The organism is Endozoicomonas euniceicola (genome assembly GCF_025562755.1).
GTDB lineage: Bacteria > Pseudomonadota > Gammaproteobacteria > Pseudomonadales > Endozoicomonadaceae > Endozoicomonas_A > Endozoicomonas_A euniceicola.
The window spans coordinates 1,202,543-1,219,189 of record NZ_CP103300.1; the positions used below are offsets into that span (position 1 = coordinate 1,202,543).

Below are 16,647 nucleotides of genomic sequence, written 5' to 3' on the forward strand. Positions count from 1 at the left end.
GAAGTCGCAGCGATCTGCCGACATTCATAAGAACAACAGAAACAACTCTCTGGAAGCGTTAACATGTCGATACCTTCTGCTGGAAGACCTTCTTCCAATTCGAAGCCTTTGATAAAAGACGGGAAGGAACCAAAAGCACCTTCAGAGGGCTTGTTTCAGGCATCAGGCGGAAGTCGTTCTGTCCATCCCTTCGATGATAACCCGCAATACATTTCCCCGGAGACAGACCAAACCGTAAACCGCCCTCTGGATGACTGGGACATAGAGGTTCTGGAAATAGAAAACCGGTATTTTAAAAACGTAGCCGATTTGTCCGATAAACCGGAAGCAGACATACCCCGCTCTCAGCTAAAGCAAACCATCGCCACTATTAAAAACGGTCTCAATACCCTGTTCGATCACTACCGTCAGCGGGTGGCGCAACTGGTTGTCGAAGACCGTATTGAAAAGAAAAACGCTGACAGCGTTATGGTCAGCAACAATAAACTTACCCCCATACTGGAGGAGCTCAACGTATTAGAGAAGTCGATAAAGTGGCCGCTTCTGAAAAAAAGTCATCGGAACTGCATGGCTCAGCTCAGAAACCTGATGACAAAGGGATCAGCTGTTATCTCGGAAACCAGAGCGCAATTAAACGAATCAACGACCCCTGTCCCGCCAGAACAAGCCCTGCCATCAGAATCAACAACGCCCACACTGCCGGGCATTGCTCCAACAAATGCAGCACCTGCTTTCAGTGAGCCTCCTCCGGAAAACCCTGAACAACTGCTGGCAACCCTGATACAAAACTTAAAACAATCTAAAGCCAAAACGTTTAAAACAACGCTGGATAGCTCGGTTAAAGAGCTTGGCAGACTGTTGACGCTCCTGCCGCAATGGATACAGGAAGCACAGGTTTCTGATGATAACGCCGAGGCTCTGGCAACCTGGCAGAGCATTTTTAATAGCGCGTTTGAACAATTGCAGTCCATGAGTCTGAGATCCATCGACAAAAAAGACATCCCCTCAAACCAGCTGATAGCCATTCAGCTGTTTGAACGATGCCGGGAAATGGTCGTAAAAGTTGAAAGCGTCAAAAACGGAAAGTTTGATGCCTGGGTTGCCTCCCGGATCAGGAACCCGACACTGAAAGCCAAAGTCGCCGCTATTAACCACGCAGGCAGCCCGGAAGACCGTCAGCAGGCTCAACAGCAGCTCCATCATTTTCTGTCGGAAAACCTCGAGCATCACAGCCGTCTGGAACCGTTACTGAAACTGGCATTAGAAAAGAGTCGGCTTCAGGAACAGCAGGCGCCTGAACTCTGCAAAGACGCCCTGAAAGCACTGACGTCACTGCCAGACCTGATTAAAACCACTGAAAACCCGGAGCTTACGGTAAAATGGATGCAGGCCGTTGAAAACGCTGACCAGCAGCTGGCTTATTTACAACAGCTGGAACAAACCCTGCCAGAAACTATTCTGCCCGTTCTGACCAGCAGCCCCAAATCAGCCCCCCATTTTCTTCACTTGCTTAATCCAGTCTGCCGTGCGTTTTTAGCCGATGAACCGGAGTTAGTCTCAAGCAATGCTTCCCTGAAAATGTATTCTTCCATGGCAGAGTTTCTTGAAGGGCGCAAAGAACAGAACGACCAGAAACTGGCTTCGGCAATGATACAGGTCGCCTCTGAGAATTTCTCATCCCCTGACTTTTTATCCAAGATAATGAACAAAGTAAAAACGTTCGAAGAAGTACATGCTATTTCACAATCACTGTATGACTGGGATATGCCCGGATTTATGGATATACAACAGGCTCTCAGGGTAAAGATGGATTATGAAGTAGGCGGCATTGAGGCAGGCAGGGATGCCCTGTTTTATCTGATGAGTGAATATCCTGAGTCTATAAAAGAACATGCCGAAGAAACGTCTGCCAAACGTTTTGAGGAATTAACTGCTCTTTTGCACACATCACTAACAACACAATTACCAAAGATATTCGCATCCAATAAGCAAAAACCAGAGGAACTTGAAAAAGACTTAAACCAGGCATTACAGGGTATTGCCAAAGTGACGTTAACTCCGGTTGAGGGCAAAAAAGGTGCAGTATCCAGCTCAGTGAAGATGACTCTCACACCAGAAACCCTGAACGACAAAAACTTCAGGGCATTTTTGAACAGCACCACTGACCCCCAGAAAACCATTGCGGACGCCTTCAGACAATCACTCCCTGACGACAGAATTCACTTTGACCCCCTAACCAGAAGCTGGGAGATTTTACCGCTTCCACCCGAGCTGCTAAATGACTATAAAACGGCTTTTCTGAAAGATTTCAATCTGTATCACAATGCGTGCCAGCTGGCTCAGGAAAACAAGGATACCATTGACTTCCATTTGCAGGTCAGAAAACAGATTGATACAGACGTCATTCAGCTCACCAATGCTATGAATGAACTGGAAAACCAGTTGCTGACGCAGCACGCTAAACGACCCAAAAAGTTAAAGGCATTAAAATCTCATCTGACTCACCTGAAGTCCTTAACCACGAACCTGCAGGATAGCCCACTTAAGAATATGTCAACCGCCAGCAGTGAGGTCTCAGAAACTTTAATGACCATGGTGTTCAATAAACAAATAATGCCTGAGCAGGCAGCTACCATCTTAAACCCTTTGTATCAGGTGCTTGAAACCGCAGAAGGACAACTTACGCCTGCCGGTCAGCGAAAAACAACGAATGTAAAAAAAGCACTTGATGAACTAAACGACAAGTTGCAGAAAATGGATAAGACGCTCAGACCAAGAGTGCTTTACCGATTGTTTGCACGATCACGGGTAAAAGCCTTTGAACAGGCCAAAGCTTTGGTCACGATCTGTGAACAGTGCCCAAAGGGCGCTAAACCAAATGCAACAATGATTGACCAGTGGTTACAGAGATCGGGTATAGAATTAAAGCGGAAGGATCAAAAAGAACTGGCTGCCAGCCTTAAGCACTACGCAAAAAACTTGTAAATAGTTGCGGAAATCAGAAGTATCCACCACGCTTGGATCAGCTGACTGCCTGCTGCCACAACGAAGGCTCTGCGAAACTGTGAAGTCAGAGTGGCGGCAGCGAGACCAGCACTAAAAATTCAAATCTCCGTTTATTCGGTCAGGGAAAAACTTGAGAGTCGAGTATCGTGAAAAAAAAGTATTGGTATCGGTTGGGTATTCTTTTTCCTGGTGTTGTCTCGTTTCTGATACAGAGTGTTCCGATTGCGGGAGCAGCACCATATTCCGAAAACACCTACAGCAAAAGTGATTACACTGGTGCAAAAAATCCGGAAGATTATAAAAAACTTTGCCAGAAATTCCCTTTTCAGGTATTTGAGTGTGGCAGGTCTTATTGCAATCCCTTTGTTGAGAACGCTGCACCTTTTGAACCTGCTTCCAGTTCAAACTCTGATTTGAATGATTATAATTATTCACGTTTTTTAGAGAAGGGAGTGGGTTTAGAAGAAGAGGAATCATGTATTGATATGGCGCTTCTTTCTGATTCGAGCAAAGGGTACACCATCAATGAAATGGCGGATAAATTGTTATATGGAGCCATAAAAGTTCTGGAAATAAAAGACAACAAGATATGGTATATCCCTTTTGAAACGTCAGGCTTACAGGAAATCTCCGCCAGTGATGGATATGAAGCCACCTATGGTTTCAATATCAGGCAAACTATGAACTGGGCTGTGTTCAAAAAACATTCGTTGGGAGCGGAAGTGTCAGAATGGAGAGTCTATGAAGAGGCTTTTAATGAAAAAACCTCCGGTTATATAGCATTTATTGCTCTGACTATTCTGTTTTTTATGATAGTGGCGAATTCATCCCAGTCGGGTGGGAGATCGCCGGACTTCGGGCCGGCAGCGGCGGCAATTATAAAACAACCCTGGGCAACACTCCCCCTTTCCAGCTTGATATTGAAGCTAACCAAAAAGCCTGATCCTTTCCGTAATTATGACCAAAGGAGCTTATATCACGCAGATTTGAGTGGCCCATTGAATCTACCCAGGGATATGCAGGGAGATATAAATTTCACATCCGCTGTCAATATAAGATTTGCCAGATCAGGGGCATTAAACTTCAGGATGGATGCGAGATATCCACGAACGATCAGCCTCTTACCCGTTAATGGTGCTGTTCAAACAAAAATCTACAGTATTATCGAGATAATACTGATCCCTCCTGAAGGCGATGAAAAACCCTTATACAGGTCAAGTGACTTTATCCTGAGGGATGAGCTCTGAAGTTAAAAGACGGTGGTTTTCTATTGCTAAAGTGACTTTAACTCTGGTTGAGGGTATAAACGCATCCGCTCGCCCCAACCAGAAAGTCAAAAAATGAAACGATCAACTATCAGGACTCAATCCCGACAATCCGCCAGGGCGTATTCTGTCGGGTCAGGTCACGTTCAAGATGCCAGGTATCGGTAATATCTTCTTCCACGCCTTCGACCGTATCCCGATATTTACCCGTAAAACGAACACTGATCTGAGCTACCGTCGCCGTGTAATCGGCACGTACCATCTCAGCGTCAACAAACATTACTTCCGTATGCTGCTCACCCTGCAACTGTTCACGAACCGGTTTCATCTGTTTAAACAGTTCCGGATCAAGGTACTCCTGCATGGTTTTGAAATCACTTCGGTTCCAGGCTTCCTGAAGGGTACGGTAATGATCCCTGGAACCGTTCAGAAAAGCATTCAGGTTGAAGTCAGAGGGTACATTCATAGGCACATCGCTGGCAGCGAAACCCGTTTGAGCCTCTGGACCGGATCTCCCGGAAGGGTCAGAGCCTGAAGGGGTATCGTTAAAGTCAGCATCACGAGACTCTTCGGGGGTGTCCTTGTTGAACAGGTCCTGCAACTGATCGCGATAGTTCTGGGTGCCCTGACCGAAAGGCTGGTCTTGACGGGAAGCCCCCGAGTGGTTGCCCGCCATGGCTTTCGCACGGTTCATTTTACGGAACACCTTAAACAGTATGAAGGCGAGAAGCCCCAGTATCAGAATATCCATCATCCCGATGCCGCCAAAACCACCACCGCCCAGCAGGGAAGCGATCAGCCCGCCAGCCAGTAAGCCACCCAGCAAACCGCCAAGCATTCCCTTACGACTGTTTTTCTGTTGAGCGCTGTTGGTATTCTGTTGTTGCCGGTCAGCACGGTTCTGCTGAAAAGCCGGTTTTTGGGGAGCCGGTGCCGTTTTAAACGAGCGCCCAAAGCTTTTGCCGCCGCCAAAACGCTTGGCTTCAGCTTCGGGAGCCGTTATGGCAAGGCTGAAAACCATTAACATGGCCATCAGCGAAGCAAGTTTCTTCATTCACTATTCACCTCTTGTGGAGTTCCTATCCTATGGGTATGAGTGAATTTTTCAACCCGTAACCACACCAATTTGAAATTTAACATTCCAGCATTTCAGCAGTAAGCGCCAAATAAAACAACGTACCTGCCTGCTTCTCAACTGTGTCAGCATAAGACAGTTCTTTTAAAAGAATTCATTTTCTAAGAAATACTTCAGCAAAGTGTTTTTGATAGTACTAACCTGTATGGGGTTTATCTCAGTGACCACGGTCAGTTGTCGTTCGCTATAACAAGTTTGACCATGGGATATGAACCTGCAAAATTACTTTCATCAATGATTAATACCTAAAGTTAAATATCGCTACAAACCATAAGTTACAAGATCAGGAAGCGACCTCGTGTCAAATCTTACGACTTGAGGCATGTAATCAGAGGGACGAACTACTACCAATGTTTGTAGTCGCAATTCAGGATTAAGGTCATGCCTAAAAGAAAGAATCAGCTCAAAAAAAATAAAGCCTCAGATCACAAGTCAGCCCCGGTCGAAAAAACAAAAGATAAACAGGGAGCCCTGCACATAATTTCTGTCAGGCCACTGACCCGGCGTCAGGCGAGCATTATCCATCTCTGGAAACGTTACAGTGGTTATACCGTTAACGTATGGGTGGACAGCGAAAGTAATTATGATGGCCTGAAATCCAAGGTACTGGCTAAGAAAACCTATGATGAGATTGAGAATATCTATTCTCAGAAAAATGCCCGATATTTAAATATCCTGGGCAATACAGCCAAGCAAGAAGTGCATCAGCTCTTCAGGGATGCTCAGGAAAACGCAGAAGCTGAAATAGCAACCCGACAGATAAAAACGAAAGATAATAAACGGAAAAAGGCAGTTGCTGATTATCTGGTTGAGCAACACAGTGTCAGCCGAGATGACCTTGAAGCTATTGACACCGTCCAAAACCAGATAGAATGGGAATTTAGGGAGGAGGGAATTTTAGTCCGCAATATAAGGGATACATTAGCGCATGCTGATCCTGAGCTTTATAGCTATTACGAACGTGCCGCCTACAAACATAACGACGCGGATCTAGGGGAGAAAATCACCCAGCTTTCTGTGTTAACCAGCGAAGGAGGAGGCATCGCCATTCCTCTCGATATTCTACCCGAAATAAATGAACAGATTTTTACTTCTCTGGATTCAGAACTGGATAGGATTCCAGCCATTCACAAGCCTGTGGCAGAAGGAGCCAGGCTTGAACTGCTGCTTGACCGCCTGGCAAAAGAGCACGGCAATGAACAGCCGTCATTAGGTTCGCTATCATTGGAGCAGAATAAGCACAGCTATGTAAATGAACTTACAAGATTGGGATACGCCGATCTTGTGGATCGTATACGACAAAATATTACTAAAACGAAGTCAATAAATTTTTTCAAACCTTTAAATCCCATTGATACAAATCAGCAATCTGTTTTTATCGCAGCACAACCTGCGAAGCAGCACACAAAAACACTGCCAATCGGCGCCAAAAATAGCGCCAGGGCACGAGAAATACTAAGAGCCATAAGAGAAGAATTCCTGCTCCTGATCAGCAACACATCCTACAATGCCGACAATAAAGGCATTTACACACCGGATAAAATAGAGCATGCCTTGCACAACTGTTTAAAAAGCAGTCAGATCCAAAGTCCTGATACAGAAACCAGAAAGGCTTATATCAGTAATGTGTCAGCAGCAATAACAGGATTCCCTTACAGAGGCTTTTATCCCGAAACAGACCCCGATGGCCACTGGCTAGGCATCGCCGCTTACCAGAGAAATATAGAAATCAGTCAAACCGAGGTCTTTTCTCCGGATCTTACATTCACGGTAGATACCGAAGCCTTTACAAAACTTGACCTTGACTGGGTGCCCATTCAGAGATCCGAGCTTAAAAAAACAAGAACGTACGATAATCGGGTTATTATCACTTTAGGCAATGACCATACTGTTCTTCAGAGTAGCGCTATTTTTTACTCGAAAGATCCGGAGTACTCCCAATGGCTCATTTGGGATAAAGACGCACGCCAGCTTGTTACCATGCAAGGAAAATACCGCCCAGTGGGGGCAAAAACAAAAATTGTAATTGTCGGGCATGGCAGGGGGCAAGGTGAAGAGAGCATGCAGATAAGCTCTATTACTCCTGAGAATCTGGCCAAAGATATTATCGCACCGTTAATTCTCGACCACGGGTACGGGGGAGAAATATCACTTTTAACCTGTAATCTGGAAACGCCTCACATTTATGTAAAACCAAATTTTGATATCAATCCGGATGCTCTGGAAAAATCTTATGGCGGCCGTCTTTTAAAGGCTCTGGATAATTTAGATAAAAAAGCTCAGTTTGTAACCAGTCGTAACAAAATAACCTCTTTAGACTTCTTTGGTTTAATGATGTACAGGTTTTTTAAAGGCAAATACAACATTATTCAAAGAAAGGAAGAAGACACCGTTCTGAAAACCTGGTTAAACGATGAGGGGCGAATCTCAGGAGAATTTAAACCTGGTGCTGCTGTCGGACAATTGAAAGAACAAAAGACGACTGAGCGTTATAAGGATTATCAAATTCATCTAATTCTTAAAGATACACCTCTCTTTCCTGATAGTGTAATGGACAGACTTACGGAAGATTTAAACAAAGGGAGTATAGTTATACCTGCAGACATGAATGCTCTGGCACTGGGTATGCGAGATGGTAATTTTATCGGAAAGATCCGGTTTACAGATACTTCAAGCCGATACGTTGAAGGGGTTGCCCACGCTTTAGACCTTGCTAAAACATCCCCAAATTCACAGAAATGGATTGATGCGATTGCCAAATACTATTATTTTGAGTATCTCTCATCGGATAAAGTTATAAAAAATGATCCCGTAAAAATACTTAATGATATGTTCAGCAAACTTCCTGACAGGGAGGTGGGTTTTAATAAGCTCAAGCAACGAATATTTGAAGGACTCTTCGAACCCTTTAAAGTTCCAGGCAATATTTTAGCCGACAGTTCAACCAAAGTTTACCCTGAACTCCATGAATCTATTTTAATCGATAATCCATTAGGCGCCTCCTGCAGCTCAAATAGAAAAAAACGGTCATTAACAAGCTGTGCAAGAAAAATCGATGACGCCGTAGAATCATTATGGTCATTATCAGACCACGAAACACAGATTCTTATGGCTGAAGATAATTACAAGAATATAGCCCTGGTTGACACCGGGAGCAATTCTGCCCTGACTACAGTAGTACGTAAGCTGAATGCTTTGCTCCGCGCTGATGCGGGCAATAAATTATCAGGCGAAATCGGTCACCACAATGTCATCGCTTTAGATGATGCGTCCTTTTCCGCGGCACAGGCTATGGCAAATAAATCAGGTGCCCGTGTCAATGTATTGCAGTTTATTCCTGATAAAGGCGTTCTGGTTTCCACGACTGGCAAGGTCGTCTATCTGATTGCAGGGGGGCGCTCGAATAAAGTAACGGTTGTTGGAACCTCTCAATCGCTGTCGGGCTCGCTACCTGCAAAAGTCATCGAATCCTTAACAGTGGGCGGTCATATTGGTCAACTGGGGATTGTCGCCACCGGTATGACCGACGAAGCGCTTTCAACGCTTATTGACAATAGCGGTCTCAAATCGCTGAATTCGGTCAGTGATTCAGTTATTTACAGTACGGCTAACCCGGAAGGAACGACACCCGACCAGAGTTCAATGAAAATTGAAAGACGAGGTTTGGAAGGCGCCATTATTACTGACCGACCGATATTAGAGAATACCAGCCCCATTGTCGAAACCGTATTTTATTCTCAGAATCAGGAGGCCAGACCAAAGCCTCAGTATGAACTGATCAAGAGTAAAGAAAATGCAGCTTTTAATTCTCTGCCAGTCCGGCAGGCGCATGAATTCGAAACCATAGAGCATCATCTGGATATAATTGAAAGCCGGTTAAAGCCCTTTTATCAACGGCACTCGTTAAGCACTGATGTTTTTCCGGTTCTTGCCTCTCTACAAAAAGCAGAACGCCCGGGGCAAAAATTATGGACAATAAAACTCTACAACCCCACCAATAAAAATTATCAAACCATCGAGTTAACCGATGCTCTGCTGGCTAACTCCATCGAATCCGTAAATAAAAATATACAGAGCAACCGAAAGGTACTGGAAGATACTCAACGTAAGCCTGCCACCGGCAGTAGTATGGACAAGACCAGTGACGGGCTCGGTATTGCCCTTTCGGTCAGTATGATGATTTATCAGGAACTGCGCTCCCAGAGTACTGCACAGGGAATGAAAAACCAGCCTGACCTCTCCGCCGCAGATCGCCGGCTGCTTGAAGCCCAGGTTGTGTACGGCACACTCAGCGAGCTACTTGAAGTCGCAGACATCGCTCTGACGGTAAGTAAATACGGTGTCGCCCTGAAAACAGGGAAAGAAGCGGTAAGCCTGACTGAAAGAATCGCTCACTCTCTTAATAAATACCTGGCAAAGACAACCAGCGCTAGCGGAAGAACGGCGGCCACACTGGCGATAAAGAGTGTGAGCAAAGCAGGCCCCTTATTAAATGTCATTACCAGCGGTATTGGAATGGGCTTTGATGCGGCCAGCCTGAGTCGTTGCCAGACTGCATCCTGCAGAGAACAATCCGGCACTATGCTGGGCCTCAATACGGCAATGACCGTAACAGGCCTGACCGCTTTGGGTGCCCAGGTACTTGGGGGGGCACTTATCAGTGCCGGAACCGCCGTTGCCATTTCGACGGCGGCCGGTGTTATTACCCTTCCTCTGACAGTAGTCGCATCGATCATTGCACTGCATTTCATGCAAAAGGATGCCTGGGAAAGCGAATTCTATAAAAACATGGAGGTGTGGGATCAGTTATATAACGACCTGGTGTTTGACGGTGCCTGGAATAACGAAACAAAGACACTGGACCTGCTTTCCAAACCTGTCCAGACGAGAAAATGGCTTGGAAAAATAAGAAGAGAATGGGTTGATGGTGGATGTGAACCCTGGCAACGTTTATGTACCTCTTCGGGTTACTATAAAAGCGTAAAGGTATTGGAACCCGTTACCGTCAACTTATTACGTTTGGCACCAACAACCGGCATTAATTTTGCCCAGGGTACCGTACAGTATGGGGAGATATTAATTCATGAGATAAGGAATGAATACTACCGTTACGATACTTTCTCGGGCTCCGATCCTGCGGTAAGCCGGCGGATAAATGGTGTTAATTGCGCCGACAATCCCTCAGTTAATGTTAAGGTCTTTGATGATACTTTTAATCTTTTATCAGAGAATATGGTTTTAAAACAATTAAAAGAGAATTCGAACATACCCTTCTCTGACCAGGAAATAAAAAAAGTTATTTTACCCGCCATGGGGGATATAGAGGTCAACAAATGGGACAGTGACCCTATTAGTGTATCAGGTGCCAATACCTGGGGCTGGGGAGAGTCGGGCAGAAACGGCTGGAAAATGCTTATGTATGCATCCGCCGGATATTCCGGAACAGACAGCATTAACTCTCACTTTGGTTTTGTTTATCGCTGGCGAGTACCCGATTCACCTATAGCAGGACGCCGCAGAAGAAAGAGAGACGCAGTAAGGCTCTCGGATGGGCCTGGCAACCAGGGGGAAACCTGTAAGAACAAACATACACAGGTCTTTGTTTTAAACGACGTAAATAATCCATTTAAAAAGACCACTCCCCGTAAGATATTCACCGTACATACGGCAAACTATGAACAGGAATTTAAAATACCGGATACAGAAATAACATTTAACTTTCACGCTTATCCCGGTACTTCTGAGCTATATAGGGTGGTGACCCCTTATGAAGGCAAAGTCAATATTCACTACGATGGCAAAGAAACCTGGCAGATTGTTATTACGGGTAAGAATTCTACCGTCCAGTTAAGTCAGTATCAATATAATGCGGACCATGCTTACCTGACCACGAATAATAATGACAATAAGGGGCTATTTAATTTTTACAACCTGAAAAGAACGCCTGGAAAAAAATCTTTACCCATATTTGTATTTTCCAGTGAAGGCAAAACTATTCATGCCTTTGATACAGTGTCAGGTCGATTTAAATATTTTTACCCCGCCAGAGATGTTAGTCCTGAACTACTGGGAAAATATAAACGGGCTTATGATGGACAAGACAGTAATGTTATTCCTCCACCACGACTCATCAGTTTGGAAAAATGGAAATGGTACGACCTGAAGCCAGAAACACCAAAAGAACTTAAGTTTGACATGGCTTTCTCTTTTCCACCATTGACTCAAAAATATATCTATAAAGATGATTATGCGTTATTGCGTGAAACTCCGGCTGCTGAAGATATCAGTTTTACTGCGGATATCTTCACGGGTTCTGTCAGTGAAGGCTGGTATTTATTGACCAACAGGGAGGACAGGCATTTACTTTATTATTTGAACCCAGTCAATGGCCTGAGGCTATTCAGAGTTCCCGGCACTTACTCTGAAGCCAGCCTGAAAGCTGGAGAGCATGATGAATATATCTTAAAAAGTACGAATCATAACTACTATGAATTAACATTTATTGACAGCGGCAGAACGGACTTCCCGAAACTGCCAAGAGTCGTTCCTTTGGCGATGGACTGGAGCAGCCTGAAACACACTAAATCAATAGAAGAGCTTAGGAGTATTGGACACACCAATAAACTGATGATCGAGGATGCACTGCGTTCAGGTAGAGTTATTCGTCATCAGCGCATTACCCCTGCCATTCTGTATCCCAACCATCCATTCAGAACAGGATTTTATGACCCGAACGCCATGGGGGGGCAAGGTCAGGCTCTATTATGGAACGCCTGTAGAAATGACTTCATTGTCTTTCATTGGGAAACCAGCGCACCGAAAGGATTGCACAATCTCGAAACCATACCCGACTGCATACCAAATTATGATTTTCTGCCATTTTATTCAAGTCACAACTGCAAAAGCAGCTCCCTCCAAAAAAGTGACACCTATTTACTACTAAGATACAACAGTAAAGACCGAAATAATGACAATGGAATATACTCCCTTCAAACTCCATGCAATTATAAAATATCAGCATGGATTCCAAGGAAGATTTCCATCTTTTTTGGGACAGAAAACAATAAAGAAGCGCTATTTATACATCACGCTTTTTATCATAATGAACGTAATGAACTTCAAATTACTAATAACAACGGATTAATCTTCCACTTCAACAAAGACACCTTTGACAATCTGGCGTCCTTAAAAAGCCACAATGTAATTATTGAGCCGAACATAAAGCACTGGAGTATTACTGCCATTAACCCTCACCCGGAATGGTTGAAATTGACAGATGCTGATTTTGAGAAAAAAATACAGGATGTCGTTTCTCATTATACTACTGGCCTATATCAAGACTCTGGCGTTGTCCCTTCTTTTTTACCTGTTTTTCATTTTATCCCGAAATCATTAAAATCCAGCAATGATGTACTAAGCAGCTGGTATATCAAAGATAAGCGCAGAATTTACACGACCCAAAAAGACATTACACTTTTTGATTTTGATGCATCGCAAAACATATTGTATGGCTATAAAAAAATCTCCGGACAGGTTTACTCTACAACATTGCCTGACCACCTGACGACTAAAAACCCACAGGAAACTTCGTCTCAAGCGATTATACAACCCAGCAGAACGATTGTAAGACCGTCTGCAACAATGGTTTTGCCAGTAAGAAATGAGTCGCCACATGCAATAGATAGCAAACGTTACTTTCCGCCAATGGCCTTGTATAACAAGGACTCATACCAATATCAGCATCTTTTTTTGCGTCATGAGCAACTGTATGGAACCGATGAATCCGGCAATGTATTTCGGGTCGATACTGATTCAAAAACTCTGATAGAAATGGATATCACCAAAAATTTTTATGAATACAGCAAAAGCATTGTCAATGAGGTGACCAAAAACCCGGATAAAAAAATCCAATCCATCAGCGATGCTAAAGAGCTCCTGGAGGGATGTGGCATACATGTACTGACCCGGGCCCTGAAAGATACGCTGCAACCTCTGGTGACAGCCGTTTCTGAGCTGCCATTCACCCGTACGGCTCCGGTTATCAATGTCAAAGTGTCCGACGATCTCCTGAATATCAGTGTCTGGCAGGCCACCCAATCGTCGCTGGCAGAAACAGGGACTTACGCCTTCAAAGGGGAAGGTCTGTTTATTGGCAGTGGCAACGATGGACAAAATACTACCGCCTGGTTTACGGACCTTTCGGGCAAGACGCTTTTTTACCAAAAACAGACTGACCAGCACATAGCAGGGAATTTTGCCAAGGTCACCTCTAACGAGGATAAACAATCTCTGTCCATTGTAGGTACAGCGGGTGATGATCGCTTCCCAGACATTGTTGTTGGCAGAAAAAAGGGGACTCTGCATTTGTCAGGCCGGGGAGGCAATGACCGCTATACGATCAGTCGCGCAATGATGGAGAACTATAAAACCATCACCATTGATAATACGGCGATCATAGAAAGCGCAACGACAGACACTCCCCGTTTTACGCAGACGATTACCTTCCACCTTTCGGCCAATGAGTTCTATTCTGAGCTGGGAAAACAGTCATTAATATTGACACATGCCTTTACCGGGAACAGCCTGTACCTGCCCTGGAAGGCCACGAACAAACATCAGGACGAGTATTTACAATTTAAAACCGGCCAGACGAATCTGGTATTCGATGGCCTTGAGCTGTCTTTGCAACAATTGAAAGAACGCTCTCTCACGCCCTGGCAACTCCCCGTTAGTTTGAGTTTGTTAGAAAACAAGGCTGAGCTTACTCTCCATAAAGACTATCTGTTAAAAATTGATATTCCTGACGAATACACTCTAAAAGACATCAAGCCCTTCAACACAAAAGGCATAACTAAATACAAGGTTATATTTAATAAAAGAAATAAAAGAAAACAAATCGTTATCAATCCTGCATCCACTGCCAGCAAAGGGGAAACCTTAATAACGACTCAAAATACACTGTCAGGTGCTGCCCCTTCTCCAGCAATGGTCGTTCAAAATACACCGGCAGACGTTGTTCCCTTTCCTTCGTTCTTAATTAACAGTCCGGATCTTGGCAACAGATACATACCGGTTTATCTTTCCACCTCAAAAGAAACTGAAAGGCCACACACTAAAAACACATATTTAAAATTCCACCCTGACTGGTACCAACAAAAATTACCGCGACAACTGTATGCAAAACTATATAATCTGGATCAAAAAGATTTGAATATCTCTCTGGTGTTCACAGCGTACCCCACAACATATACCAGACATTGGCACATAACCTATAAGGGTCATCTGATTGATAAAATAGAGGCTGTTCCTGAAAAACCCTGCGCTCTCACCCTTACCCTCATGAAAAAGGCGGACGGTAAAACACTCAGCTCTTCCCTATATCTGGCACTGCCTTATGCCTTTGAAGACCTTCATCTGAATAAAATGGATAATACCGAATCTCCCTTTATTCTTGGTTCAGGGAGAGGTGGCACATCGATTCAGTTAACCCTTTTGGTCAAAGGTCAGTATGTACAGGAACCCTCGCTGGCTACCTTACTGACCGCTAAGCCTTTAGGCCGTTACCGTGGGTTTTATTTTACCGATGGATATAAAACCCTCACCGAAGTTCGTGACTGGTTAGCGGAGCGCCCCCTGACGTGGATTTCTGCCCGGAAAGTGCCAGTATCACAATTTACATTTATGGGGAATGCTCTAAGTAATATCATCCCTGTCATGGTTAAAAATAGCCGTGCTTCGTATTCCGTTCAGGGTGGGCTGGGCGATGACCTTATTCAGGTCTTTCAGGGTGAACAACAAGGAGTTACAGGAAAAGTGTACACCTCAGAGAAAAGGGCGATTCGGCACATCCTGAATCCTGCTCCGGTTACTGTGGATAGCGGTTCGGGTGATGATATTCTGGACCTTTCGAAAAATACCAAAGTCATGGTGAACCCGTCTTTGGGCAGGATGTCTGTCATTGTATCTAAAAATTCACGGGCTGATTTGTTTAAAGCCAGAAATATTACACTGCTTATTGAGGATCTGAATCCGGGGCAGGTTCAACCCGTATTTTTTAAAGCGTTTGGAAACACCGGCTACCAAAAAGCAGACAGTCCGGATAGAGCAACTGATATTTTTATTCGGGATACCTCTGTTGGTACAGCGCACTATCGTTTTATCGCAAGGTTATCACCGCAAAGCCTGAGTGCCATCTATTTTTTCAGCAACGGTCAAAGGGTGGATAATGTTAACGGCTGGTTTAACGGTGATAGCGTTCTGAAAGGCTCCCCCTCCATCACCCCCCCCGTACAACCAACAGCAACCATGACTACAGCACCCTTAGCCGCGACCCCAACCCTTGCTGATCGCCCTGATACGATGATAGAGCCCACAACAACACTGATACGCCCAACAGCGAGCGCCAATGGAGAAACAAAAACCATTGACCCATCAGTGCGTACAACAGAAAGGAGCGAACCCGCCAAAGATATTGTCACCCACGTCCAAGACAGCATCGATAGTGCACTGGACTACATTGCGCAGAACAGGGACAAAAAAGATCACATGGTCGAGGTTGAACAACGGCTAGGGATACTGAAACAAAATATGGTTGTTTTTCGTAGGGAAACGCAGGGCGATATGTCTGGTTTTACCGCCGAAAACCATCAGACATCATCGCCTTATCTGACCAGTACTCTGATGAGCCGCTCTGCTAACGCAACAGCCAGTGTCGGTGGATCTTTTTCATAAATGATTTCCTTTTTACCACAGAGGCGCGCAGAGTAAAGAAAAACACTTTTTCTTTCAGACTGTGCGATCTCTGTGGTGAAAAAACGCTATTTTAACGTCCAGCTCTGAATAAACATTATCGCCCTCAAAAGAGTCTTTTTCGGCTTGGCTTGGACTTACTCCGACAGGTGCTTCTGAACTCATGCTCTTGAAGTGATGAAATATCTTTTTTGGGCCTGCTTTACGTTTTGTCCAATACATAGACTTATCAAGCACCAAACTCTTCAGCCATCAGGTTCAATTCATTTTCTGAGAAATACTTCTGCAAAGTGTTCTTGATAGTACTAGTATTTATGGGATTCATCTCAGTAGCCATGGTCAGTTGTCGTTTGCTATAACAAGTTTGACCGTGTGAGATGAACCCGCAAGATTAATTCCATCAATGATTAATACTTAAAGTTAACTATCGCTGCAAACCATGACACACAAGACCAGGAAGCAACCTCGTGTCAAATTTTACGACTTGAGGCA

The 16,647-nt window shown here is 44.5% G+C and carries 4 protein-coding genes; 3 read left to right on the top strand and 1 reads right to left on the bottom strand.

Features of this window, described 5'->3' with window-relative positions; translation table 11 throughout:
- Positions 1-63: 63 nt before the first annotated feature.
- Both NX720_RS04745 and NX720_RS04750 read left to right on the top strand, forming a co-directional pair.
- Positions 64-2,985, top strand: coding sequence for a hypothetical protein (locus tag NX720_RS04745; RefSeq protein WP_262599743.1), 2,922 nt, complete (start codon positions 64-66; stop codon positions 2,983-2,985).
- Positions 2,986-3,152: 167 nt separating this feature from the next.
- Complete coding sequence (locus NX720_RS04750) at positions 3,153-4,253, top strand: hypothetical protein (protein WP_262599745.1); 1,101 nt, start codon at positions 3,153-3,155, stop codon at positions 4,251-4,253.
- A gap of 109 nt (positions 4,254-4,362) precedes the next feature.
- Here NX720_RS04750 and NX720_RS04755 read toward each other — a convergent pair whose 3' ends face one another.
- Positions 4,363-5,325 carry a Tim44 domain-containing protein gene (locus NX720_RS04755; protein ID WP_262599746.1) on the bottom strand — a complete coding sequence of 321 codons (963 nt, stop codon included), beginning with the start codon at positions 5,323-5,325 and terminating at the stop codon, positions 4,363-4,365.
- A 462-nt stretch (positions 5,326-5,787) separates the two neighbouring features.
- Here NX720_RS04755 and NX720_RS04760 point away from each other — a divergent pair, with 462 nt between their 5' ends.
- Positions 5,788-16,137: a C80 family cysteine peptidase gene (locus NX720_RS04760; RefSeq protein ID WP_262599747.1), complete on the top strand. Its 10,350-nt coding sequence runs from the start codon at positions 5,788-5,790 to the stop codon at positions 16,135-16,137.
- The last annotated feature ends 510 nt before the right edge of the window (positions 16,138-16,647 follow it).

Bases quoted from the DNA above. Each gene is read 5' to 3' on its own strand.
- NX720_RS04745 (WP_262599743.1), top strand. From the start codon at position 64: ATGTCGATACCTTCTGCTGGAAGACCTTCTTCCAATTCGAAGCCTTTG.
- NX720_RS04755 (WP_262599746.1), bottom strand. From the start codon at position 5,325: ATGAAGAAACTTGCTTCGCTGATGGCCATGTTAATGGTTTTCAGCCTT.
- NX720_RS04760 (WP_262599747.1), top strand. From the start codon at position 5,788: ATGCCTAAAAGAAAGAATCAGCTCAAAAAAAATAAAGCCTCAGATCAC.